General features: G+C 42.8%; 18 protein-coding genes. 12 read left to right on the forward strand and 6 right to left on the reverse strand.

Translation table 11 applies throughout. The features are described from left to right. The first annotated feature begins 126 nt into the window (after nucleotides 1–126). The gene (upp, locus tag ACXACS_RS07805) at nucleotides 127–756 is read left to right on the forward strand and encodes a uracil phosphoribosyltransferase (RefSeq protein ID WP_474805573.1); all 630 of its coding nucleotides are present in this window, start codon (nucleotides 127–129) and stop codon (nucleotides 754–756) included. Between the two features lie 184 nt (nucleotides 757–940). Then, on the forward strand, nucleotides 941–1966 hold the full coding sequence (locus ACXACS_RS07810; RefSeq protein WP_474805575.1) for a LacI family DNA-binding transcriptional regulator: 1026 nt from the start codon (nucleotides 941–943) through the stop codon (nucleotides 1964–1966). A 144-nt stretch (nucleotides 1967–2110) separates the two neighbouring features. Here the strand turns inward: ACXACS_RS07810 and ACXACS_RS07815 are convergent, their stop codons facing one another. Beyond that, nucleotides 2111–2689 (reverse strand): thymidine kinase, encoded by a 579-nt coding sequence (locus tag ACXACS_RS07815; RefSeq protein WP_474805577.1) that lies wholly within the window; start codon nucleotides 2687–2689, stop codon nucleotides 2111–2113. Between the two features lie 5 nt (nucleotides 2690–2694). After that, nucleotides 2695–4713: a putative bifunctional diguanylate cyclase/phosphodiesterase gene (locus tag ACXACS_RS07820; protein WP_474805579.1), complete on the reverse strand. Its 2019-nt coding sequence runs from the start codon at nucleotides 4711–4713 to the stop codon at nucleotides 2695–2697. Between the two features lie 491 nt (nucleotides 4714–5204). On the opposite strand from ACXACS_RS07820, the gene ACXACS_RS07825 reads away from it, so the two are divergent. Next, nucleotides 5205–7715 (forward strand): TonB-dependent receptor, encoded by a 2511-nt coding sequence (locus ACXACS_RS07825; RefSeq protein ID WP_474805581.1) that lies wholly within the window; start codon nucleotides 5205–5207, stop codon nucleotides 7713–7715. 118 nt (nucleotides 7716–7833) lie between these two features. On the opposite strand, the gene ACXACS_RS07830 is transcribed toward ACXACS_RS07825, so the two are convergent. Beyond that, nucleotides 7834–8541 carry a hypothetical protein gene (locus ACXACS_RS07830; RefSeq protein ID WP_474805583.1) on the reverse strand — a complete coding sequence of 236 codons (708 nt, stop codon included), beginning with the start codon at nucleotides 8539–8541 and terminating at the stop codon, nucleotides 7834–7836. 156 nt (nucleotides 8542–8697) lie between these two features. Beyond that, nucleotides 8698–10947 (reverse strand): acyl-CoA dehydrogenase, encoded by a 2250-nt coding sequence (locus ACXACS_RS07835; protein ID WP_269917480.1) that lies wholly within the window; start codon nucleotides 10945–10947, stop codon nucleotides 8698–8700. A 261-nt stretch (nucleotides 10948–11208) separates the two neighbouring features. On the opposite strand from ACXACS_RS07835, the gene ACXACS_RS07840 reads away from it, so the two are divergent. The 7 genes from ACXACS_RS07840 to ACXACS_RS07870 all read left to right on the forward strand — a co-directional run bounded on the left by ACXACS_RS07840 (nucleotide 11209) and on the right by ACXACS_RS07870 (nucleotide 18432). Continuing rightward, nucleotides 11209–13503, forward strand: a complete 2295-nt coding sequence (locus tag ACXACS_RS07840) for an efflux RND transporter permease subunit (RefSeq protein ID WP_474805586.1) — start codon at nucleotides 11209–11211, stop codon at nucleotides 13501–13503. Nucleotide 13504: 1 nt separating this feature from the next. Then, nucleotides 13505–14299 (forward strand): outer membrane lipoprotein-sorting protein, encoded by a 795-nt coding sequence (locus ACXACS_RS07845; RefSeq protein WP_474805588.1) that lies wholly within the window; start codon nucleotides 13505–13507, stop codon nucleotides 14297–14299. Beyond that, on the forward strand, nucleotides 14296–15480 hold the full coding sequence (locus ACXACS_RS07850) for a hypothetical protein (RefSeq protein ID WP_474805590.1): 1185 nt from the start codon (nucleotides 14296–14298) through the stop codon (nucleotides 15478–15480). The genes ACXACS_RS07845 and ACXACS_RS07850 overlap by 4 nt, the downstream gene beginning before the upstream one ends. A 13-nt stretch (nucleotides 15481–15493) precedes the next feature. Next, a complete protein-coding gene (locus ACXACS_RS07855; protein ID WP_474805592.1) occupies nucleotides 15494–16024 on the forward strand; it encodes a porin family protein in 531 nt (176 codons plus the stop codon). 71 nt (nucleotides 16025–16095) lie between these two features. After that, the gene (locus ACXACS_RS07860; RefSeq protein ID WP_474805594.1) at nucleotides 16096–16353 is read left to right on the forward strand and encodes a DUF3081 family protein; all 258 of its coding nucleotides are present in this window, start codon (nucleotides 16096–16098) and stop codon (nucleotides 16351–16353) included. 225 nt (nucleotides 16354–16578) lie between these two features. Next, the gene (gene lpxL / locus ACXACS_RS07865; protein ID WP_269917475.1) at nucleotides 16579–17514 is read left to right on the forward strand and encodes an LpxL/LpxP family Kdo(2)-lipid IV(A) lauroyl/palmitoleoyl acyltransferase; all 936 of its coding nucleotides are present in this window, start codon (nucleotides 16579–16581) and stop codon (nucleotides 17512–17514) included. A 300-nt stretch (nucleotides 17515–17814) separates the two neighbouring features. After that, on the forward strand, nucleotides 17815–18432 hold the full coding sequence (locus ACXACS_RS07870; RefSeq protein ID WP_474805596.1) for a TcpQ domain-containing protein: 618 nt from the start codon (nucleotides 17815–17817) through the stop codon (nucleotides 18430–18432). Between the two features lie 12 nt (nucleotides 18433–18444). Here ACXACS_RS07870 and glnE read toward each other — a convergent pair whose 3' ends face one another. Next, nucleotides 18445–21357, reverse strand: coding sequence for a bifunctional [glutamate--ammonia ligase]-adenylyl-L-tyrosine phosphorylase/[glutamate--ammonia-ligase] adenylyltransferase (gene glnE / locus ACXACS_RS07875; protein ID WP_474805598.1), 2913 nt, complete (start codon nucleotides 21355–21357; stop codon nucleotides 18445–18447). 273 nt (nucleotides 21358–21630) lie between these two features. Between glnE and ACXACS_RS07880 the strand changes: the two genes are divergently transcribed. Then, nucleotides 21631–22536: a DUF350 domain-containing protein gene (locus tag ACXACS_RS07880; RefSeq protein ID WP_269917472.1), complete on the forward strand. Its 906-nt coding sequence runs from the start codon at nucleotides 21631–21633 to the stop codon at nucleotides 22534–22536. Nucleotides 22537–22636: 100 nt separating this feature from the next. Here the strand turns inward: ACXACS_RS07880 and ACXACS_RS07885 are convergent, their stop codons facing one another. Beyond that, nucleotides 22637–22912, reverse strand: coding sequence for a GIY-YIG nuclease family protein (locus ACXACS_RS07885; protein ID WP_474805601.1), 276 nt, complete (start codon nucleotides 22910–22912; stop codon nucleotides 22637–22639). A gap of 103 nt (nucleotides 22913–23015) precedes the next feature. Here ACXACS_RS07885 and hldE point away from each other — a divergent pair, with 103 nt between their 5' ends. After that, nucleotides 23016–24446, forward strand: a complete 1431-nt coding sequence (hldE, locus tag ACXACS_RS07890; protein WP_474805602.1) for a bifunctional D-glycero-beta-D-manno-heptose-7-phosphate kinase/D-glycero-beta-D-manno-heptose 1-phosphate adenylyltransferase HldE — start codon at nucleotides 23016–23018, stop codon at nucleotides 24444–24446. The last annotated feature ends 10 nt before the right edge of the window (nucleotides 24447–24456 follow it).

A 24456-nucleotide genomic window follows, 5' to 3' on the forward strand; every position in this document is an offset into this window, starting at 1 on the left:
GTTGTTTTCGTAAAACACGTAGACTTGCTCTAAGTAAACATGAATAAACATATTTTTACGACTAATCGCTTTAACTAAGATACGGCTGGGTTAAAATATAGTGAAATCGATTACAAGGAGTCTTACATGGCCGTTCACGAAATTACCCATCCGCTTATAGCGCACAAGCTAGGGCTTATGCGAAATGCCAAAATTAGCAGCAAAGATTTTCGCGAGCTTGCCTCTGAAGTGGGAAATTTGCTGACCTATGAAGCAACCCGAACTTTGCCTACAGAACGCGCGACCATAAAAAGCTGGTCTGGCGACGAGGTGGAAGTAAGACAAATAAAAGGCAAGAAGATAACCGTAGTGCCTATTCTTCGCGCCGGCTTGGGCATGCTAGAAGGTGTATTGGAGTTAATCCCAAATGCGAAGATTAGTGTTGTTGGCCTTTATCGCGATGAAGATACCCTTCAACCCGTTGCTTACTTTGATAAGGTGGTAAAAAATATCGACGAGCGTACTGCGTTGATTGTAGACCCTATGCTTGCCACAGGCGGAACCCTAATTGCTACTATTGACCTACTTAAAAAGAAAGGTTGTCGCCGAATTATGGGGCTGTTCCTTGTTGCCGCACCAGAAGGCATTAAAGCCGTGGTTGATGCCCACCCTGATGTTGATATATTCACAGCTGCTATTGATGAAAGATTAAATGAAAAAGGCTACATACTGCCAGGACTAGGTGATGCTGGAGATAAAATTTTCGGAACGAGATAAGTCGCCAGTTTCTTAAAATTAAGCTTTCCAATAAAACTTAGGCTCAAACACCAGGTGTGTATTAAAAAAGCAGCGTTAAACGTTTAAGTTAATGTTATAGTCGAAGGGTAGTCGAAGCGCACGCTTGCTACCCTTTTTTAATTACGATTCAGGGTAGTAAGTCTCGTTAAAAGAGCTAATAACAATGAATAAAACGAAACTTACCCTTAAAGATGTTGCTGAACAGTTAGGCGTATCAACAGCAACTATTTCAAATGCGTTTAATCGCCCAGACCAATTATCAAAAGCGAAGCGCGAAGAGATTTTGGCGCAGTGCAAAAAGATTGGTTACAGTGGTCCTAATAAAGCAGCGCAAATTCTTAGAAAGGGCACCTCAAATATTGTGGCTTTAGTCCTTGCCGATAGTATCTCTTACATGGTGAGTGACCCCGTAGCTAGCACATTTATCAAAGGGGTTTCTTCTGCCCTTCAGGAGAATGGAAAGCACTTATTACTCTATGCAGGTGACTCGAACAGCCTCCTTGATGTTGTTGATTTTGTTGACGGTTTTATCTGCTATGGTCAGCCACGCAATAGTAATTTGGTAAAAGAGCTAGCGGTATCTCCTAAGCCGGTTGTTACGGTTGATTTTGATATTGAAGATAAGCCGTCTATTAACATTGATAACGAAGAGGCTGCGTATCGCGTAGCATCTCATGCCCTAAATGAAGGTGACAATGTAGCCATCTTTGGGCTGCGCCTTATCGACTCTCCCTCTACATGTCGAATCTATGATAGTCAGCTGATTGATGTAGACAGCTCGATTGCCCATCGCCGTCTAGATGGTTATTTAAAAGCTGCAAAAGAGAAAAACATTACGGTAAGCAATGAGCGTATATGGCACCTTCCAGAGAGTGATCGACACTTTGCAAGGCAGGCTGCCAAAGAAGTACTGACCAGCTCTCCAAGACCCAATGTCGTCTTGTGTATGAGTGATATCATAGCGCTGGAGTTGCTTAACTTAGCATTAGATATGGGAGTTAGAGTCCCAGAAGAGCTTAAAATAACCGGCTTTGATGGTATTGAAGAAGCCGAACGCGCTCGACCTAGTCTTACTACCGTATGCCAATCTAGTGCAAGTAAAGGTGTTGAAGCAACCAAAGCACTACTTAATATAGTTTCTACCAAAAACACCTTGCCTTTCGAGCTTCGTGTTGGAGAAACTGTTTAAATAAAACCTTATCAAGAAGGTTAATAAGGCGTATGAATTTAGTGCGCCTTATTAACCGGTAGCAACCTTAGATATGGTAATGCCCTTTTTAGTAAAAAGCGTAATTAGTATTAAGCATATATGAAGGGCCAATTTGCGGCCTCCTTAATCCCACACCAACTCTTTAAAGTGCTTTCGACACATTGATTCGTAAGTATCGTTACCACCTATTTGAACTTGGTCGCCATTTTTTACGGCATTGCCATTCTCATCCAAACGCACAACAAAACTTGCTTTTTTACCGCAATGACAGACCGTTTTTAACTCCGACAGCTTATCTGCCCAAGCCAGCAAGTAGTGACTACCTTCAAAGGTTTCACCTAAAAAGTCAGTTCGTAGTCCGTAAGCTAGAACGGGTACGCCTAGTTCATCAACAACGTCTACTAACTGCTTTACTTGGGCTTTAGTTAAAAATTGCGCTTCGTCAATAAATACGCAGTCGGGTTTACGTGCTTCGCAATCTTTACTTATCGACGTGAACAAGTCATCGCCTTTAGCGTATAACTTAGCGTCGGCCTGTAAGCCAATACGTGATGTTACTTTGCCAACGCCGTATCTGTCATCTAGCGCTGCTGTATAGATAATTGAATGCATTCCGCGTTCGCGGTAGTTATAAGCAGATTGAAGTAAAGACGTGGATTTTCCTGCATTCATTGCAGAGTAATAAAAATAAAGTTGAGCCATGGTGATTAATAATTTTCGTTATACCAAGAGATTAAGTCGCCGGCATTCATAGGCTTAGCAAAGTAAAAACCTTGTAAGTAATCAGTACCTAGTTGAGCAAGATGAAGCTTTTGATCTACGGTTTCGATCCCTTCTGCAATAGTCTTACAGCCAAACTCTTTTGCCATTAAAAGTGTCGCTCTTATTATGGTATCACTCTCTTCAGAGCTATTCTGTACAAAAGAACGGTCAATTTTAATAAAATCGCAAGGCATTGACTGTAGGCGACTCAATGATGAGTAGCCTGTACCGAAATCATCAATAGCAACTTTAATTCCTCTAGCTACTAGTTCATTGACTTTTACGCTCACTACTTCTTTATCACTAGCAAAAACGCTTTCTGTTATTTCTAAATGAAGCCGCGCCGAAGAGATTTGGGTAGTCTTGAGTGCGTTGTCTACCGTTTTAAGGAAGCTATCATCAAGCAGTTGAGAGACCGACACATTAACTGAAATCGCAAGGCCTTGTTTAAACTGCCAGTGAGATAAATCTATTAGTGCGCGGTTTAACACCCAAGCACCTATTTCCGGCATAAGTCCACTGCGCTCAGCAAGTGGAATAAATACGGCCGGAGAAATACTTTCATCATCGCATTTCCATCTAAGCAGGGCCTCTACTGAATAAAGTGTATTTGAAGCTACATCCATAATCGGCTGATAGAAAACGGTAAATTCGCTGTTATCGATAGCACAGCGCAAACGTTCGCAAAGTTGCTGCTCTCGTTTAATTTCTTGGTGAAGTGCTTGGCTAAAGACACCTATAGAGCCGCGTTGTTCGCGCTTTTGGTCATACATAGTTAGGTCAGCCTGCTGAATCAAATCAACAGCAGTTTCACCATGTTCGGGAAACATAGCTATGCCAATTGTTGCATCAAGAGTTACTTGGTTATCATTTGCAATGATAGGAACGGTTACACCGCTTCGCATGGCATGGGCGACAGCTTTGGCTGTGTCGACATTCGCGTAGGGGATAACTGCAACAAATTCGTCACCCCCCCACCTGCCAAGGTGGTTTTCTTCTGTGTAGTTGCGTAATCGACTGGCGATTTCCGCCAGTACTATGTCTCCAATCTTATGGCCCAGACTATCGTTCACTTGCTTAAAGCCGTCTAGGTCGATAAACAACAGCGCTAATGAGTTATCGAGTGCTCGTGTGGTGTCAAGTAAGTTATTTAAGTACTTTAAAAAACCGTTTCGGTTGAGTAAGTTAGTTAGCGGGTCTCTATTAGAAAGTTGATAGAGATCAGCGGTTCGTCGTTCGACTTCAGCTTCAAGCGTCGCGTTTGATGCATCTAGTTTTTCGTTAGTCGCAATAAGCAGTTGATTAACTTTTTCTGTCTCGCTGCGCTCAACCTTCATTTGCTCAACCAAGCTATTGTTTCTTGCCTTAAGATGAAGTGTGTTAATAAAAAATTTGTTATAACGAAAGGCACTTGTAAAAATACCGAACCAAAAAACTAACCCTAAAATGCCCAAGATAAAAAATTCCCCTCCATCGTCTGTAACAGCGCATAACGACATAGGAACGAGAAGGGCCGTAGAGTAAAAGCTTACAAGTTTTTTGTTTGGCGATAGAACGGTTCCTGCTCCCCCAGCCATAGCTGCGAGCACTACCATGGTTGCAGCAAGCTCTATGGTGGTCATAGACGAATAAAATAAAATCGAATAGAGGGCCCAAATCCCCCCGGTTATGTATAAGCCAGTAGCGAACCTGATTAAAGCGGGACGAGGATTGTACGCTTTGCCCACCAAATTAACTCGCCAGTAGATAGCATCGACAAGGCGCGCTACAGAAATGCTTACCATAGCAACCCACACTAGCAGCTTATGTGTAAAAACCGACGGTTCGTTGTTTTCGAAGAAAAAGACAAGGCCTGAAAATGCGAAGATAGTCATAAGAAAACCGACGAAACTATTGCCTAAAAGCATGTCAGTGGTGTCTCTTTCTATTTCGACCTTTGAGATTAAGTCTTCTTGTTTATTCAACCTTTTGAAACCTTTACGTAGTGCCTGTTGCGTGCATAAGGGATTTTACTCAAACATCTAGTTCACTTAAGCAGCTATTAATTCTTTCCCATCTAACGCTCAAGAACGTACAGCTATACTATAGTATGTTTTTTAGTTAATAGTTTAAATGAGACCAAAGTTCAGAAAGTTAACGTCAGGACTAATCGATGATTAAAGAAATACTTTCATAGTGTTCCTATTCGTCGTGAATTTTTCTTAATCGATAATAATGTTTTGTTGAAGAAGCGTTTTTGAAGGTGGCGGAGCTACTTTGGGAACAAGTATTTTAACATCAGGAGTGCCTTATCTGGTGCGATGTTAAATAAATTCTTCACAGGTTATTTACAATGTTGGTTTTTTGTTATAGATTCTTAATCGATTAAGTTTGTTGTGTTGCCGCCAACCCTAGTAGTCTAGGGAAAGAGGCTACTTAGGATTTAACAACTCCAACACATTGCCGGAGAAAAAACATGAAAAAACATCACACACTCAATGCACTGACTCTTGCCGTTTGTACAGCGCTTTCAGGAGCGGCTTTTGCTCAGGAAGCTGCGACATCAGACGCTGATACAAAGTCGAAAGAAAAGTTTGAACAAATCGTTGTGACTGCTGCACCTGGTGGCGCAACTATGCAGGAAGCAAGTGTTTCTGTAAGCGCGTTTGACGAAGAAGATATTCTCAAACTCGCACCACGTTCTACCGCTGAAGTTTTCCGCGCACTACCTGGTATACGAGCTGAATCTTCTGGTGGTGGCGGTAACGCAAACATAACAATTCGTGGTATTCCACTGGCTACAGGTGGCTCAAAGTTCTTGCAGCTACATGAAGATGGCCTACCTGTTTTGGAATATGGTGACATTAACTTCGGTAATGCCGACAACTTCTTACGTTACGACTGGTCAGTGGCGAATGTTGAAGCGGTACGTGGTGGCTCTGCATCAACATTTGCTAGTAACTCGCCAGGCGGTGTTATTAACTTAATCAGTAACACTGGTGAAGTGGGTGGAGGCGCAATTGGTACCTCATTCGGCGTTGACTATGAAGAGTTTCGTCTAGATTTCCGCTACGGTGGCGAAATCAGCGACGACCTTTATTACCACATTGCCGGCTTTGCACGCGGAGGCGAAGGCCCTCGTGAAACAGGGTACAACGGCGACCAAGGCGGTCAGGTTAAGTTTAATATCACGAAGATGTTAGATAACGGTCACATTCGCTTCTTCTACAAAAACTTAGATGATAAAGTGTCGACGTATCTTCCTTCACCAGTACTAGTTAAAGGTGATGGCGAATATGGCCCAGTTCCAGGCTACGATGCGAGCTCGCAAGCACTGAATTCAGCTTACAACACGAATATTTCTACTTTCGACAGTTTCGGTAACCCAGAAAACCGTGATGTTCGCGACGGTATCGAGTCAAAAGTAAATTCATTTGGCGTAGAAGTTGACCTTGAAGTGGCTGAGAATTTGTTTCTATTAAACAAATTCCGTATTTCTGATATCTCTGGTGGTTTTATCGCACCATTCACTGACGGTTTCCCAGCAGGCCCTGGTGATGTTTCAAACTTTGCTTCAGCACTTTGCTCTGGCGCAACAGACGGTGATGGCAATGCATTGAACTGTGATAGCACAAGCGTAGTACTAGCCAACGGCCCTGGTGCTGGTGAAGTATATACGGGTCAAGCATTCACGAACCTTCAGTTTGATACGCGCATCAACGACCTTGGCAACATGATCAACGATTTCAGCTTGCGTAAAGAGTTTGATAACGGTATCGACCTAACAGTAGGTTACTACTACTCAAATCAAGACATCGCTACAAGCTGGTCAAGCTGGCAGACGTTTATTCAAACACTCGATGGTGACAATTCTCAGTTGCTTACCATTACAGATGCAGACGGTGTTGAGCTAGTGTCTGATGGTTTACTATCGGCAAGCTTCCTTTCTTGGGAGTGGGACCTTAACTATGTGACTAAAGCACCTTACATGAACGTAGGCTTCGAGTTATCGGACAACATTCTCATTGATGCGTCGGTACGTCACGATACCACTGAAGCATCTGGCGAGCTTATCAGTTCTTGCTGTGGTGGTAATGCTGATTTCGACCTAAACGGTAACGGTGTAATTGAGCAAATTGAAGATGCTTCTGCAGTTAACAGCGGATTCATCAGTGGTGGTGTAATTAACCTAAATCGCGCTGGTGCGGCGTCTCAAATCGTAGATTACAGTGCAAATAACACGTCTTACTCAATTGGTGGTTCATACCTATTGAGCGATAGCCAAACCTTCTTTGCTCGTTACTCAAAAGGTGGTCGGGCGATTGCTGACCGTCTACTTCAGATTGGCGGCACGTTGAATGCTGACGGTAGTTTAACAAGCACTACTTCAGGGTACGACACAACCAAGCAGTTTGAAATCGGTTATAAGTACGGTACAAAAGACTTAATGGTTAACGCCACCTTGTTTGATACTGTTACTGAAGATACGCAAGCAGAAGTAACAAGTGGACTAACATTCATGCGTGAATACGAAGCGACAGGTCTTGAGCTTGAAGGTCGTTGGAATGCAACGGATAACTTTGTGATGTCAGGTAACCTTACATGGACTGACGCTGAGATTAGTGATGACGTTAACAACCCAGCATTAGAGGGCAATACGCCTCGCCGTCAGGCAGACTGGATTTGGACGATTACGCCTGAGTACGTTACAGATTACTGGTCTGTTGGCGCTTCACTACAAGGTTCAACTGAGTACTATGTTCAAGATAACAACGACCTTAAGCAAGAAGGTTATACGCTAGTAAATCTTTTCGCTACCTACTGGGTTAACGATCAATTCTCGGTGTCACTGAGCATGAATAATGCAACTGATGAGTTCATCATTACTGAGTCAGAAGAAGGTTCTGCAGAAGTGGGAAGTTATGTTCGAGCGCGCCCTCTGAATGGTCGTACAACAGTACTTTCACTTAAGTATATGTTTGACTAAAGCTAGGTAAATTAACGCGTAATATAAAGAGATTTTGCCTAGGTAGGATATATATAGCACGTTAAATTTCAAAGTCTTAAAGCGCCCACTTCATATGACGTGGGCGTTTTTATTTGTATCATTTGTTGTTATTCTTTTTTAGTTCGAGTTGTTTGGCTATAGCGCCGGAAAGACGGTCTAATAAATGGGCGTGTTTTTTATGGATAACATGAACTAACTCGTGCTCTACAAGCGGGATATATTCTATTCCTGATTGCTCAAAAATAGCTTTTTCTGAATAGTCACTGGGTAAAATTGCGTAATCAAACCTGCCGTTTAATAATAAACTGATAACATGGTTAAAGTCATCGAACTCAAAGATATTAGCGCTAAGCTCATCCGGGTTTACGTGCATATTGAAGAAAAAACGCGTGGTCACGGCTATTGCTTTATCTGGGGCTTGAATCACGCTTTTTTCGCACTGTGCCCCTCTAATACACAGTAAAAATGATGCGCCATGGGAAAGAGCTGGTGGAACAATAATAATATTATTGTCAGGTTGTGAGACCACATCGTAACGAATAACATCTGCATCTGTCATTCCCTCGTTTAACAGTCGAAGCCCTCGCTCACCACCAACTTTCTCAAATGTTACTTCTATTCCAATATCTCGATAAGCGCGTTGTATTAAGGGTTTATAGAAACTAGTCACGCGAGGGTGGTTAAGTTCGCCTACGATGAAATTTTGTCCATTATCATGAGCTAAGGTACAAAACGGCAAAGATAACGATAAAACTAAAAAGAGAGAGGAAACGCTTTTATTTATTAAAACTAGCGCCTTTATCACAGCACAGATCCTTTCGTTAAGAGATGAGATTAACTAAAGGATAGAGCACGAACTAAACAATAGAAAGGGAGCGGGCCAGTGATTTGAGCAAATACAAAAAAGCCCTGTCACTAACAGTGGCAGGGCTTTTTATCAATATTACTGCACGGTTACGTTTTACGCAGCGTTCTGACCGCCATCAATCGCTTTAAGCGTTTGCGACGCTGGAACAAGTTCCATATCGAACGTGTATTCGTCTACACGAACTGCTAGCTTACGCTTCTCGTTGTAGTCGTGAAGCTTAGCTGCTTCATCAGCTGTAACTACGCCTTTTTCTTGAAGCTTGTTAAGCGCGTGTTCAAAAGAGATGAACGGCACTACAGGCTCTTTGCGAAGTGCTTTTTGCACTTTACCAAGAAGGTGCGCTACTGCGTGTTTCGCTTTAAACGCTTGCTCGTTAATGTCGTTACCATCACCAGGGCTAACACGTACAAGGTGCGTAAGCTGGTCTTTCACGCTGTTATCTTGCATAGACGCAATTGATAGCTCACGTACTAAGTCGTCGCTAATACCCGCTACACTGTTTGTATAGGTATTGGTAAGAAGACGCATTAGACCTCGTGTTGCCGTGTTCGGGAAATTGTTGATGAAGTTAACAATTGCCTGATCAGCTTGTTGTAAAGACCACTGCATAGCGTATTCGAAATACGGAAGAGCTAGCTTTCTGTCTTCAATGCGCTGCTCGTAAAAACGAATTGCTGCCATTGCACCGTATAGGTAGCTCATTACGTCACCTAGACGGGCTGATAGAAGCTCTGCTTTCTTAAGGTCACCGCCTAGTACCGCAAGCGATAGGTCAGCAAGTGGCGCTAGTTTTGCAGAGATGCTGTTTACACGCTTCTCGTACTTACGAACTTCTGGTAATGCCGACTCGCTCTCACGTAGGAAAGGAAGGTAGCCTTTACCTAAGCTGCGGAACGCATTTTTAACGCTGAAGCCAACGGTTTTGCGAAGTACTTTGTTGAACTCTGCATCCGCTGAACTTTCGTTACTGTGAATAAGGTCAACCATATCTTTAAGGTAAGGGTGACAACGCATAGCACCTTGACCAAAGATCATCAGGTTACGAGTAAGAATGTTCGCGCCTTCTACCGTAATTGCGATAGGAAGTGCAGCATAACCACCCGCTAATGTATTTTGAGGACCACGTTGGATCGCTTTACCCGCTTGGATATCCATCGCAGAGTTCATGACGTCACGGCCTAGCTCAGTCATGTGGTACTTAGCAATTGCTGTTACTACCGATGGCTTAACGCCTAGACCAAGACCTTCAGTTGTTAGAACACGCATAGCTTCAAGTAAGAATGTCTTACCCGCGATGTCAGCCATTTTTTCTTGAATACCTTCGAAGCGACCGATTGGAAGACCAAACTGCTCACGTACGAATGAATACTCTACTGTGCCTTTAAATGCAGATTGTGCTGTAGCCACACCCATTGCCGGAAGTGAAATACCACGACCTGCACCTAGACAGCTAACTAGCATCTGCCAGCCACGACCGATGTTCTTTTGACCACCAATGATAAAGTCCATAGGAATGAACACGTCTTGACCACGAGTAGTACCGTTATAGAAACGTACGCCCATAGGATCATGACGGTTACCTAGCTCAACACCTGGGTGTGACTTAGGAAGAAGGGCACAAGTAATGCCTAGCTCTAATTTGTCGCCAAGTAGTTGGTCTGGGTCAAATACTTTAAATGCAAGACCAAGTACAGTCGCAATTGGAGCAAGCGTAATATAGCGCTTGTCCCAGCTTACACGAAGACCAAGAACTTCTTCACCGTTGTATTCGCCTTTAGTAACGATAGCCGCATCAGGAATAGCACCTGCATCTGAACCTGCTTCTGGGCTTGTTAGCGCGAAACAAGGAATGTCGCGACCATCCGCAAGGCGAGGTAGCCAATAGTCTTGCTGCTCGTTTGTGCCGTAGTGCATTAGAAGCTCACCCGGGCCTAACGAGTTAGGTACCATCACAGTTACCGCAATTGCACCGCTTTTCGCAGCAATTGTTGCAACGATAGTCGAGTTTGCATAAGGGCTGAATTCAAGACCACCAAATTTCTTTGGGATGATCATAGAGAAGAAACGGTTCTTACCAAGGAAGTCTAAAACTTCTTGAGGAATGTGCTTACCGTTACCAAGCTCGAAATCATCGATCATATTCAATAATTCAGCTACTGGACCGTCCATGAATGCTTGTTCATCCGCACTCAGTTTTGCCTGAGGGATATCACGCAATGCCTGCATGTCAGGCTTACCCTGATAAATAGAAGATTCAATCCAAACGTCACCCGCGTCTAGGGCTTCTTGTTCTGTGACTGAAATTGGGGGTAATACTTTTTTTAAGCTAGTTCTGATACTCATAATTAACTCATCCGCTCATCTGACCAGTTGTTTTAGTTAATACTACACCTTATTTAGAAAAGATCAAAAAAAATCGCTAATCTTAACGTTAATAAGTGTTAATGTTGCGGTTTATCATATATTTATCAGATAAACCGCTACGTGTTGCATCAACAAAATATACGTAGGTGCGGTTATTTTTGATGATTAAATTTTTGTGTGGGTTATGTTAATTGCTGTTTTCAATGTAAAATTTCGTTATACAAAATCAAGGATACTGTGATGAGTCACACACCTAGCAGCGCGCCAGTAGCAATAAGATTCCCTGTCATAACGCTAATTTTAGTCCTAGCGGTCACAGCCATTTCTCTTATCGGAGCTCAAAACTTATATTTCCGTGGGGACTATAAGGTATTTTTCGAATCTGACGATCCACAACGGCTTGCATTTGAAGAAATGCAGAACATTTTCAATAAAAGCGAAAATGTTGCATTTATGGTTGTGCCTAGCGACGGTCAAGTACTGAAGCCGTCCACGCTTACGCTAGTAAACGAATTAACAGAAGCTGCATGGCAACTACCTTTGTCTACAAGGGTTGAATCTATATCTAATTATCAAAATACCTTCGATGACGATGGCGATTTAATTGTTGAAGATTTAATTACTGCAGAGAAGCTCTCTAGAGAAGGTATTGCGAACATCGCTCAAGTACTTTCTCGCAGTCCAGAAGTCTTCGGTCGACTCATATCAAGAACAACAGATGTTACCGTTATCGATACGACAATTCAGCTACCTGATGGCGATCAAACCCAGCAAGTAATTGAAATAGCCGAAGCTGCAAAACAAATAAAATCTCACTTTGAGAGTAAATATCCCGACCATGACATTTACTTAAATGGCATGGTGATAATGAACGATGCGTTCGCCGTGGCTGCACAGCAAGATGCCGAAACATTAATACCCTTAATGTTTTTGTTAATTTTTATCGCGATTGCTTTGATCGTAAAGTCACTTTGGGCCGCGGTATTCACATTAGTGGTAGTGATTTTTTCCGTAGCGATTACTGTAGGTCTGACAGGCTGGCTTGGAGTTTATTTAAGCACTGCCACTGTAAATGCACCGACTATGATTACAACGCTTGCTGTTGCAGACTGTATTCATATCATAGTTGGAGTGAAGTACTACCTAAACCAAGGCTTCACTAATAAAGATGCTATTAGAAAGAGTATTGAGGTAAATAAAAAGCCTATATTCATTACCAGTATAACTACTGCTATAGGGTTTGTTATGCTAAATTTTTCTGCTGTACCGGTTCTTTCCCACTTAGGCAATATGACAGCGGTTGGTGTAATGCTGGCTTGTGTCTTTTCACTCACGGTATTACCGTCACTTCTAACCCTGCGACCTCTCAAGCCGTCTGTTTCGGTAAATAATTCAGTATTCTCGAAGTGGGCAACCTTAGTTAATCGGCACCATCGGATATTGCTGCCTATTTCGCTCCTCGTCATTGTGGTAATTAGCCTATTTGCTACAAATAATGTTTTAAACGATGTTGCGGTTAAATATTTCGATGAACGTAGTGCGTTTAGGCAAGCTGTAGAAGTAAACGAAGATAAGCTTGGTGGAATGTCAAATATTGACTTCGTAATTTACACGGACCAATCATACGGTGTCACAGACCCTGTCTTTTTAGCGCAGATAGAGGAGTTTTCTAAATGGTTACGGGCGCGAAGTGAAGTTAACCACGTTTTAACTTTTACTGATACGCTTAAACGCTTGAACCGAAACATGAATGGCGATGACCAAAGCTTTAATGTAATACCCGCCGACGGCGAGCTCGCATCCCAGTATTTATTATTATATGAAATGTCTCTGCCATTTGGGTTAGACCTTGGTAACCAAATTGATATAGATAAGTCAGCACTTCGAATAATTGCACTTACTAAAAACTTGGGAAGTCGCGATATAACGACGCTTGAGAGAGAGGCAAAAGATTATTTTGCGAGTCTGTCGGACGATTATAGAATTGAAGCGGCAAGCCCACCGTTGATGTTTGCCCACATCGGTGAGCGAAATATGAAAAACATGGTGTGGGGAAGTGTTTTCGCACTTGTCTTAATTTCCATACTCATTTTATTTGCTTTGAGGTCGATAAAGCTTGGTGGCATAAGTTTAATTACAAACCTACTGCCTGCCGCGATAGGATTTGGAGTATGGGGAATTATCTCAGGTGAAATAAATATGGCACTCTCTGTCGTTATAAGTATGACGATGGGAATAATAGTTGATGATACCGTTCACTTTTTGACGAAATATCAGACCGCTAGAGAGCAAGGTTTAAACGCAAAAGAAAGTGTCGTTTATGCCTTTGAAACTGTCGGAATGGCTTTAACGACGACTACAATTGTCCTTACCTTAGGGTTTGCCGTGTTAGCATCATCAAGCTTTGTCTTAAATGCACATATGGGGATGCTGACAATCATTATTATCGTAGCCGCATTAATTGTTGATTTTATCTTCCTGCCTGCGTTGCTTGCATGGCTAGAGGACACTAGAACGGCCCAGAAGGAGTCTTAATATGAATTTTCTCTCGCGAATAGTGTTGATTGCAACATTAGGTTGTACCGCTAGCTACGGTTTAGCTTCAGAGATAAAGGGTGATGAAAAGGCCATCGCTATAGCAAAGGAACGCAAGGCTAGGGATACTGGTTGGGGCGCTAACGAGGCAAAAGTTCTCATGCTTTTGAAAAACTCGCAGGGAAAAGAAGCGACGAGAAAACTTGAAGTTAAGTCTCTGGAAGTAAAAAATGACGGAGATAAAGCACTTACCGTTTTTGAGTCTCCTAGAGATGTAAAGGGGACGGCATTTTTAAGTTTCTCGCATGCGCTTGAAGCTGATGAACAATGGATATTCTTGCCAGCGTTGAAGCGTGTAAAGCGTATATCATCGCAAAGCAAAAGCGGCCCTTTCGTAGGTAGTGAGTTTGCATTTGAAGATATGACATCGTACGAAGTGGAAAAGTTTTCGTACACATTCTTGGGAGAAGAAGAAATAAACGGGGAGGCCTGTTTCGTTTTAAAGCAGGTTCCAGAATATGATTTTTCAGGATACTCTTATCAAAAAGTTTGGATAGATAAATCACATTATCGTGTTCAGAAAGTTGAGTTTTTTGACCGTAAAGAGTCGTTGTTAAAAACGCTTTATTTGTCTGATTACAAACAATACAAAAACAAATTTTGGCGTCCTATGAAAAGCTTGATGCGAAATGTACAAACTAAAAAGTCGACGTCTTTGATTACCGAAGAATTAACTTTCGACACAGATTTACAAGAAAGTGACTTCGACAAAAACAGATTAAAGAGAGTTCGATGATTAGAAAAGCGGTTGCACTGTTACTAATTTTTAACTTTACCTCTTTCGCCAATTCTGCAGAATTCACCGGCTCTGCAGGCCTTGATTTGCGTTATTATTTGCAGGATTCGTTGTATCCGCAGCAAGAGCGTACGTATGCTTCAGCGTATCTCTCTCCCGAAATCTATGCTGAGTTCAACGATGGCCAAGATACGCTGATTTTCAATCCTTTTTATCGTGTGGATGAGCACGATAGTGAACGCACACATGGCGATATTAGAGAATTGCAGTGGGCGCATTACAGAGATACTTGGGAAACTAAGGTTGGCATAGGTAAGGTGTTTTGGGGGCAAACTGAGTCTGTGCACCTCGTGGACATTATCAACCAAACCGATTCGGTAGAGTCTGTAGATGGTGAAGCCAAGTTAGGCCAACCAATGGTGAACGTTTCATATTTTACGGAGTATGGGAATTTTTCAGTTTTCGTTTTGCCCTATTTCCGCGAGCGAACGTTTCAAAGTACTGAGGGAAGGCTTCGCCCGCCATTGGCGATTTCAGATGCTATTTACGAATCATCAAGTGAAGAGAGTAACCTTGATTACGCACTTAGGTGGCAATCTTCGATTGATGACTGGGAAGTAGGGCTTTCGTATTTTTCTGGTACCACAAGGGAGCCTGAATTAATTACGCAAATTTCCGATTCAGGAGAACTGTCCATAAACCCATATTATGCTCAGATAGAACAAGTAGGTGTAGATCTACTTAAGGTTAGCGGAGCATGGCTACTCAAACTGGAAAGTATTTACAGACAAGGGCAGTCTGAAGACTTTGCGGCACTGGTTACGGGGTTCGAGTACACTCAGGAAGGTGTATTTGGCAGCAGGTATGGGCTCGGTTATTTAGCAGAATATCAATATGATGAGCGGGACGATAATTTTTTTGCTATAGCTCAGAACGATATGATGCTTGGTTTGCGAATTATGGCTAACGATATTGCCGGTAGTGAAATACTTGTGGGGTTCGTAAAAGACTTAGATGCTACGTCAACGTACTCTGCCTATATCGAAGCAAATAGTAGATTGTCAGCGAACTGGCGATGGTCGTTAGATGGGTATTTTTTCTCATCTGACGACCAAGATGACCCCTTCTTTTTCTTAAGAAGAGATGACCATATACAATTTTCACTAGAGTACTATTTTTGAGGGAAAAAAATAGATGAATCGTTTTCTATGGATGCTTGGTGCGGTGACGCTTGGAGTTTCTCAAGCGAATGCTGCACCTAAAACTTACGGATTAGCTACGGTAGCTTATAACGACTTCGAAACATCAACCACAAGCGAAAGCGAATTTGCTTATAGCCTCGCCTTTGGTAAACAAATACATAGGCAGTGGTACGCAGAAGCTGGCTATATCAGTCTTTTTGACTATGCAAAAAATGAGAACGAAAATAAAGGCGATGCCCTCTATCTCGCGCTCCTAGGTAAGGCAAGTGGTGGTACAGGGGAGTTATTCTACAAACTGGGTATTGCTAAAGTAGATGTGGATATTTCTTCAGAGTGTTCTGACGCTGGGGTTGTTACGCAATGCCGAACTTCGGAAAGCATTGCAGCTGGAATCGCTGGTTTAGGGTTTGACTATTATGTCGGCATTAGATCTATGGTTCGCTTAGAATATGTTCATATGACGGGTGAAGATAGCTTTTCTACAAATATGGTTAACGTCGGTTTCAGATATAACTTCAATTGATCTTTAGTATTTTAAATCCAAAACCCGCTTGTTGATGTAAAAGTAAGTAAATTCACAACTATGGATTTACAATGAAAAACGAATTAGACAGCAAGTTCTTACTTCAAGTTTTCGATAAGATTCGCCAACATGGTGCCAAAGAAAACGAGCAGTATAAGCTTAACGGGATAACTGCTTTTACTGACCATGACGGGTATACGCTGTACATTGAAGACGTTAACGTGAAGCTCCAGTTTGGTTTTCATAATCAGTATCACTTTGATTATGATTCAAAAGATCAGTACGAATCTTTTGAAAAAAAACTAAAGGAAATTGATAAAGAATACTGATCAAGGCTCCTTTTATTCTTGCTACAGCAAGTTAAAAACAGGCGGTTATGTAAACGCATAGGCAAGGTGGTGATATTTAGCGAATTGTATAATCCTGTCACTGCCTGCTTCATGTCTGTTTTCATCCCTTTTATCCTAAACATTCTATTGGTCAACTGGCCCAATTAGCCCAGCTAAAAACCTTCTGCTACAATGCCGCCCACTTCACTTAATAGGAAAGATACATTGGCGGCGGCAATTAAAGCTCCTAAGTTTAAATTGGCATTCCTTGGCCCTAAGTTCTGGCCCGTTTGGCTGGGTGTTTTTATTCTATACGCTATTACTTGGCTACCTTTACCTGTTATCCGCACTATAGGGGGCGGTGCAGGAAAGCTAATTGCTCTTGTAGTGCCTAAACGAGCGAAAGTTGCAAAACGAAATTTACAGCTTTGGAATCCGTCGTTGTCTGAAAGTGAAATTGAAGCACTTTATAAAGAAAACATACGCAGAACGGGTATGGCACTGTTCGAAACCGCTATGGGGTGGTGGTGGCCTGACTGGCGGGTTAAACGCGCTATTGAAATAGAGGGCACTGAACATGTTGAAGCTGCCCTTGCCGAGGGCAAAGGCGTTTTTGGTATGGCACTACATAATATGAACTTAGAGTTTGCGTGTCGTGGCATTGGTTTTTATCACCCGAGCATTGCCTTTTATAGGAAGCACAATAACCCGTTAGTGGATTACCTTCAGTATCACGGGCGCAACCGCTCCAATAAATACATGATTGATAAACGTAATGCTAAGGCGCTTATTGCAGCACTTGATGATAAAGAACTATGCCTGTATTTGCCTGACCAAGACTACGGCCCTAGACAAAGCATTTTCGTGCCATTTGGTGGCGTAAAAGAGACGGCTACAACAACGGCGACGCTTATGTTTATTAGGCGCACAAACTCTGAGCCTATGATCATAACGTCTCAATACACCAAACGCGGCTATAAGATAAAAATATATCCCCCACTTTCTGAACTTGGCGCAATGGAAGATGCAGAGGCTTTAACCCTCTTGAATCAGCACGTTGATAGCGCCGTGAAAGAGCAACCAGAGAGCTACTTATGGATGCACAAGCGTTTCAAGACTCGCCCTGAGAGTAATCCTGAATCGCTTTATAAATCATTATAAGCGCTAAACTGAAAGCCAATTTAACGAAGAAAGTGCGTGAAGTGATTGAGCGTAATTAGAGCGGGAGATTTGTCAACATTTGGCAGAGTGTTGAGTATTATAACCTGGCAGTAGGTGACTAATACGCATAAACATTGCTTATATCGTGACTGGCCGCAACCTGTTTGCTCTTACAAAAATAGATAAATAGAATAAAGGCGCATTAAAGCCAATTCGTCTAATATAAATAAACAGAGGTTGGTTCGAGCTGCGACAAAAAAGCGTCGAATTTCTTTTAGTTTATTCACAGATTGGTAGGTTATGGGACAGACGAGTTATTCAAGCTCTTCATTTTGGGCAAAGCAAATTGCTATCGCTGTGGTACTTGTTATCGCTGCGGGCGTTTTGATTTATATGTTACAGACACACGAGCAGTCACCCACACCCGCGTCACAGAAAGAAGAGAAGTCTGTATCGAAAGGCCTTAGCGAGTTTTACCGTGACTTTCGTATGTCTTCCACTGACCCATTAGAGGATGAACAGGGTGATTTCGTGCTCGATATTGCCGGAGTAGATCCTAATCTAGACAGCAAGTTAGCAAAGATGTCCAGTCAAACGCGTCCGGTAGAAAAGAACTGGACTGGCGAACACAAGTACCGAACCTTCAAAGAAGGCAACACGCTTCGCGAGGCTATATCACAGTATGCTCAAGCGGAAGGTATGCAGTTAATTTGGAATTTGGAACAAGACTTTGTTATTAAGCATCAATTTCAATTAGACAACACAGTCGCAGGTTCTTTAGCTAAGATCGCAAGCGCCATCGACAGTAGTTTCGAAGGCGAAGTTCAAGCTTATTTATGTGCAGAGCAGCGCTCTTTAGTTGTAACGGCTCATGAAACCGATTTCTTAAAAAATCAATGTCGCCGGGTTCGCGGGTAGCTCGTTACAGGCTCAGTCACTGAGCCTGCCAAATAATGTATCCCAATGCTGCCTCACTTGCTCGCGTATAATATCTAACTCTTCACTTTGATCAGCGTACTTTGTGTCTGCCAGAGTGAGGTGGTGATATTGCTCACGAAGCCGCAAGTAGGCCTTTTGGAGTTTTTGAGCTGTTGGCGTATCAATGATGTTCGCACTGGCTGCAACATCGAAAATTCTAAGATTATCTGGGTACTCAGTCATTGCTTTCACAGTACAAGCGTGTGCTAATACAAGGTATTGCGCAATAAACTCAATGTCAGTAATACCGCCTTCACACTGCTTCAAATCTACTTTTTCATTATTTTTAGCCAGCAGGTGTTCACGCATTTTCATGCGCATTTTGCATACATCTTGAGACAGTGTTTTAGGCTCTCTAGATTGACTGAGAATTGAATGCCTAACCTGCGAAAAGTCATCCAAAAGGGAAGCGTCGCCGCAGATAGCTCTTGCTCTCACCAATGCCTGGTGTTCCCATGTCCAAGCTTCCTCAACTTGATATTTCTCGAAACCGTTTATATGACAGCACAATAGCCCAGCGTTGCCAGAAGGGCGCAAACGTAAGTCAGTTTCGTAAAGCTGACCAAACAATGTTTTAGTATTGAGGAGGTGCATAATGCGTTGGGCCAATTTAATATAAAACTGTTGTGCCTCAATCGATTTTTTGCCGTCTGTACTGCTTGAACGGGGCGCATTGTGTATAAAAACCAAATCTAAATCTGAGCCGTACCCCAGCTCATACCCGCCTAATTTACCGTAGCCAATAACGGCAAAGCCCTTATCATTACCCTCAAGGTGCGAAGGAACGCCGAAGCGCTGTCGCATTTGCATCCATGCTGCGTTAACGACGTGCTCTAAGATAACTTCTGCTAGAACGGTGAGTTTATCGCTTACATTATTAATGGGGAGGGATTCACTAATATCACTGGCAGCGATACGAAGCTGTTGGCAAAGTTTGAACTGCCTAAGTCCATCCATCAACATTTCCACGTCGTCTTGCTCTATACGGAGCATAGTCTCGCGTAGCTCGGTCTGATATTCCTGCTTGCTGGTTCTAATGTCAGTATTCTGCTGTCCTAGATAGAGTGGGGTGAGCAGTTCATCTAACAATAGCGGGAATCGTCTAATTTCCTGGGCTATCCAATCGCTTCTCTCGCAAAGCCTTACCAACTGCTTAAGCACATCCGGGTTTTCAAGCAAAAGATCAAGATACGTTGTGCGGCCTGTAATTGCTTCAATCACGCCTAGTAATCGGCTCAAAACTTGTGCTGTGTAATTAGGGTGCTGCTTAATTAATACGTATAAAATTTCTGGAAGAAGTTTGTTAAGGGTATCTTCTCCTCTTTGACCTATGCGGTAGTTTCGTTGCTTGTCTTTAAAGGCGACGAGAATGGTGTAGATTTGACTACTTTCTTTACCGGAAAGATTGTCACTAAACGTTTCAGTAAACTCATCTTCTTGCAGTGAAAGGCGCCATGCATCTTGGCACGCAATAAAAAGCTGATCTTCGTCTGAATGTGTGTCATGGCATTCCTCAACTAATTCGTTGAAATGACCGTGAATGCGACTCATGACTTCGTCTAAATGAGTTAAAAAGTCGCTATAAGAAGCAAAATCCATAACATCAATCAGCGCATTTTGTTGCCAAGGCTCGTCGGGTAATGTTTGAGTTTGACGGTCTTGGCTTTGCTGTAATGTATGTTCTACTTTTCTTAAGAACAGATAGTCTTGTTTAAGCTGCTTTGTTACTTCGCTTTCTACAATATCTAATTCGCTCAAAACATCTAACGTGTGGAGCAAAGACTTACTTTGTAGCGCTGGCTCACGACCGCCATGGATAAGCTGAAAACTTTGGGCAAAAAACTCGACTTCTCGAATACCGCCAGCACCCAATTTAATATTGTTGCTTAAACTTCGCCTGCGAATTTCGGTAGCGATAAGCTTTTTCATATTGCGCAGCGCATCTAGCGTGGTGAAGTCTAAATAACGCCTAAACGTAAAGGGGTGAAGAATGCCTTTTAACCACTCAGAGTTATCTGAATGATCATCATTAATGACCCGTGCTTTGACCATGGCAAAGCGTTCCCAGTGCCTGCCCTGATCCTGATAGTAGTCCTCAAGTGCAGCGAAATGCATGACTAAGGGGCCGGAATCCCCGAACGGGCGTAAGCGCATATCAACGCGGTAGACCTGCCCATCGTTGGTTACTTTGTTCAGCGCTTGAATAAGCTTTTGGGCTAGCTTGGTAAAAAACTGTTGATGCTCTAGCGCTTTCTTGCCTCCGCTAGTTTCCCCTTTTTCCGGGTAAGCGAATATCAAGTCAATGTCGGACGAAAAGTTAAGTTCTCGCCCACCGAGCTTGCCCATACCAAGAATATACATGTGCATATCTTGGTTGTTGCTCTTCGGAGTTCCATAGCGGTGACCCAAGTGCTGGTAAATCCAATGGTAAGCGCTAGTTATCAGCGCATCCGCCAATGCCGAAACTTGAACGAGTGAATCTTCAATACTCTGTTTATTGAGCACATCTAAGAAGGTGATACGCGCCATTTCTTGATTGCGGTATTCACGAAGGACCTTTAGTAATTCGTCTTCGCTTTTGAGTGTTTCAAGCTTTGTTTTTAATTCAGTGCTGAAGTGAGTAATGGTTGATTCAGACACAGTTAAATCAGACACAGGCTCGACGACTCTGGAAATAAACGCAGGCTTTTGTACCAGTGTTTCAGCTATGAAAGCGGAGCGAGCAAAAGCGCTTAAAAGGGCTTCGCGATGGTTTTCTGCAATGACTTGGTCGGTTTCGGTTAAGGCGGGTGAATCTAGCAACTGCTGCCATAATTTTCCGGCTTGCTCTACGTTTGTCATGCTATTTTCGTTGTCTATTGGCATAATGCTCGCGTCTTAAGAGATAACATCTGTGTAAAATAATGAATACTCACATCTTTATTGCAAGTATTCATAGCCTGCTGAGTTTTACCGCCTTGGTTAATGACGGTGACTTTTTCAGGTCCTTATTAAAATAAATCTGAACAAGTTCGCTGTCATCCTTGTACCAATTTAGCAAGGATAGATACTGATGCCCTTATCGATATCACTACAACGATACCGATTGAAGAATAGCGATCAGGAAGGAACTTTGTATGTTCAAGGAGCAAAGATAACGTGGAAGCCTTACTAAAACTAGTACCTCTAACGCAGGAACTTTTAATTTACCTTGCCATGGATGTGGCAATAGCGTTAGTGCTACTGATGATTATGAAATGGCTGACTGGTGCATTTAGAAAGTACTCAGTAACTGAAGAACTTGGTGTTAAAGATAACTTTGCGTTTGGCATAAGCATTGCCGGGGGCATGTTGTCTTTATGTATTGTACTGAGTTCAGTAGTAGGACGGCATATAGGGGTAGGGTACCAAGAAGCGGCCATTGGCATGGTTACTTTTGGTTTTGTGGGGATCATGCTAGTGAAGTTTGGTCGCTTTGCTCACGATAAGCTGGTACTTAACAAATTAGACACTCACACAATGATTGCTGAAAGAAGCGTTAGCGTTGCACTTGTTGATGCTGCGAGCTTAGTAGCCAGTGCGATAGTACTTCGCAATATTATGATTTGGGTAGACGGTAGCGACATGAACGCGCTGATTGCCATAGTAACGGGCTTTACCGTAGTTCTGACCATGCTGCTAGTAATGACACGAATTTTAGAGTTCAGATACGCACGGGACAATCAAAATGACTCGTTTCAGGGGGCATTAGAAAAAGGCCAGTTAGCGCTCGCTATCGAGCATAGTGGTAATTTGCTTGGCACGGCTATGATAGTTTCAGCAGCGAAAAACTTACTTATCTACAATCCATCAGGCTATGTGAGTAATGTAACGGGATGGTTGATTGTGAGTGTGGGTTTGGCTATCGCACTTCACTTATTGGTTCTGGTGAATAAAAAAATCATACTTTTTGGCATGAACTTCCGCCGAGAAGTGGACCATCAACATAATGTAGGTGTAGCGGCGTTAGGTTTTACGTTAAGCATCGGTAACGCCATGATCATCAATGGTGTTTTAGGTGGTTAGATTAGCAACTTGGAAGCTATTCTCAGTCCTGGTTTTCAAGATACTCTACCTTTAGCGTTATCATGAAATGATATTTGGCGACAAATATGTCGCCAATTACTCAGTCCTCAAACGCTGACTTTACACATGGCAAATCGTTGAGCCGCTTCTTTTGAATAACGCTGTTCTTCTGAGTGCGGCTCATTTGCTTAACCGCATATTCAAGCTTTGCCGCTTGCGCTTTGTCGGCAACTTCAAATACAGCTCTAAAAATTAAAGGAGACTTGCCTTTAAGCGCCTTTGCGCCTCCTTTTAGTATTCCCCTATGCTGGGCAATACGACGTTTAGGATCGGTAGTAATACCCGTATAAATTTGCCCGAGCTTGTTCTCGACCATATAAAGATACCAAAGTGTATTTGCCTTTGGTTGGTGGGTATTGCCTGTCTTGGCTGTTATACTCTGTGCCAATGTACTCAATGTTTAAAAAATTACTCTCAGCATGATATTACCAGATTTTAGTAAAGCAAAAGTGCTTATTGTTGGCGACCTTATGTTAGATCGTTATTGGAGCGGTGGTACAGGGCGTATATCACCCGAGGCGCCTGTGCCAGTAGTGAATGTTAATAGTTCTGAAGACCGAGCTGGTGGTGCCGCGAACGTTGCAGTAAATGTAGCAACGTTAGGTGCAGAGGTAACCCTGCTGGGAATGTGCGGTAAAGACGAAAACGCCAACATATTAAAAGAGCGATTAGAGACTCACGACATTCGCTGTGAGTTCTTTGAAGTTGATGGCTTCGATACTATTACAAAGCTTCGAGTAATGAGCAGAAATCAGCAGCTTCTACGCTTAGATTTTGAGAAGAGCTTCGAGGAGACAGACAAATCAGCATTGGAACTAGCTTTCGATAAGGCGCTAGATAATGCTGACGTTGTTATTCTAAGCGACTACGCAAAAGGTTGTTTGAGCAATCCACAAGCATTAATTGAAAAAGCGCGCAGTAAGAACAAGCGCGTGGTAGTAGATCCTAAGGGCAGTGATTTTGGTAAATACGCTGGTGCCACATTAGTTACACCGAATATGGACGAGCTTCGCGGTATTGTCGGCGAGATAGATAGTGAGCAAGTGTTGGTAGAAAAAGCGCAGTCCTTAAAAGAGTCGTTGAATTTAAGCGCACTTCTTGTAACGCGTTCAGAAGACGGTATGACATTGTTTGATGGTGACAATACCGAATTCCACTTGCCAGCAAAAGCTAAAGAGGTGTACGACGTAACTGGGGCAGGGGATACGGTTGTCTCAACTTTAGCAGTTGCTATAGCCTGTAAGTTACCGCTGCAAGCAGCCTGTGTACTAGCTAATTTAGCAGCAAGCGTTGTGGTTGGAAAACTGGGTACCTCCACTGTAACTAACACAGAGCTAGCATTGGCGTTAGGCGAACAGTCGGTGCATTTAGATGGCGGTGTGATGAGTGAAGATCAGCTTGAAATAGCGCTTCAAGCAGCTAAAGCCCGCGGAGAGCGGATAGTAATGACCAACGGCTGTTTTGATATATTGCACTCTGGTCATGTTGCTTACCTTGAAGAAGCTGCACAGCTTGGTGACCGCTTAATTGTTGCAGTTAACACTGATGCATCTGTGACCAAGCTAAAAGGACCTGGTCGCCCTGTGAATAACGTTAGCAGGCGAATGGCGGTACTAGCAGGCTTAAGCGCAGTGGATTGGGTTGTGCCCTTTGAAGAAGACACACCTCAGCGAGTGATTGCCCGCTTACTACCAGATGTGCTTGTTAAAGGCGGCGACTACAAAATTGAAGAGATTGCAGGTGGCACTGAAGTGCTGGAAAACGGCGGTGAAGTTAAAGTGTTAACTTTTGAAGATGGTGTATCGACTACTGGTATCATCGAGCGCATTACTGAAAATAAGCTGCAATAATCCTTTAGTG

Source organism: Alteromonas sp. AWM4_230 (assembly GCF_056158305.1).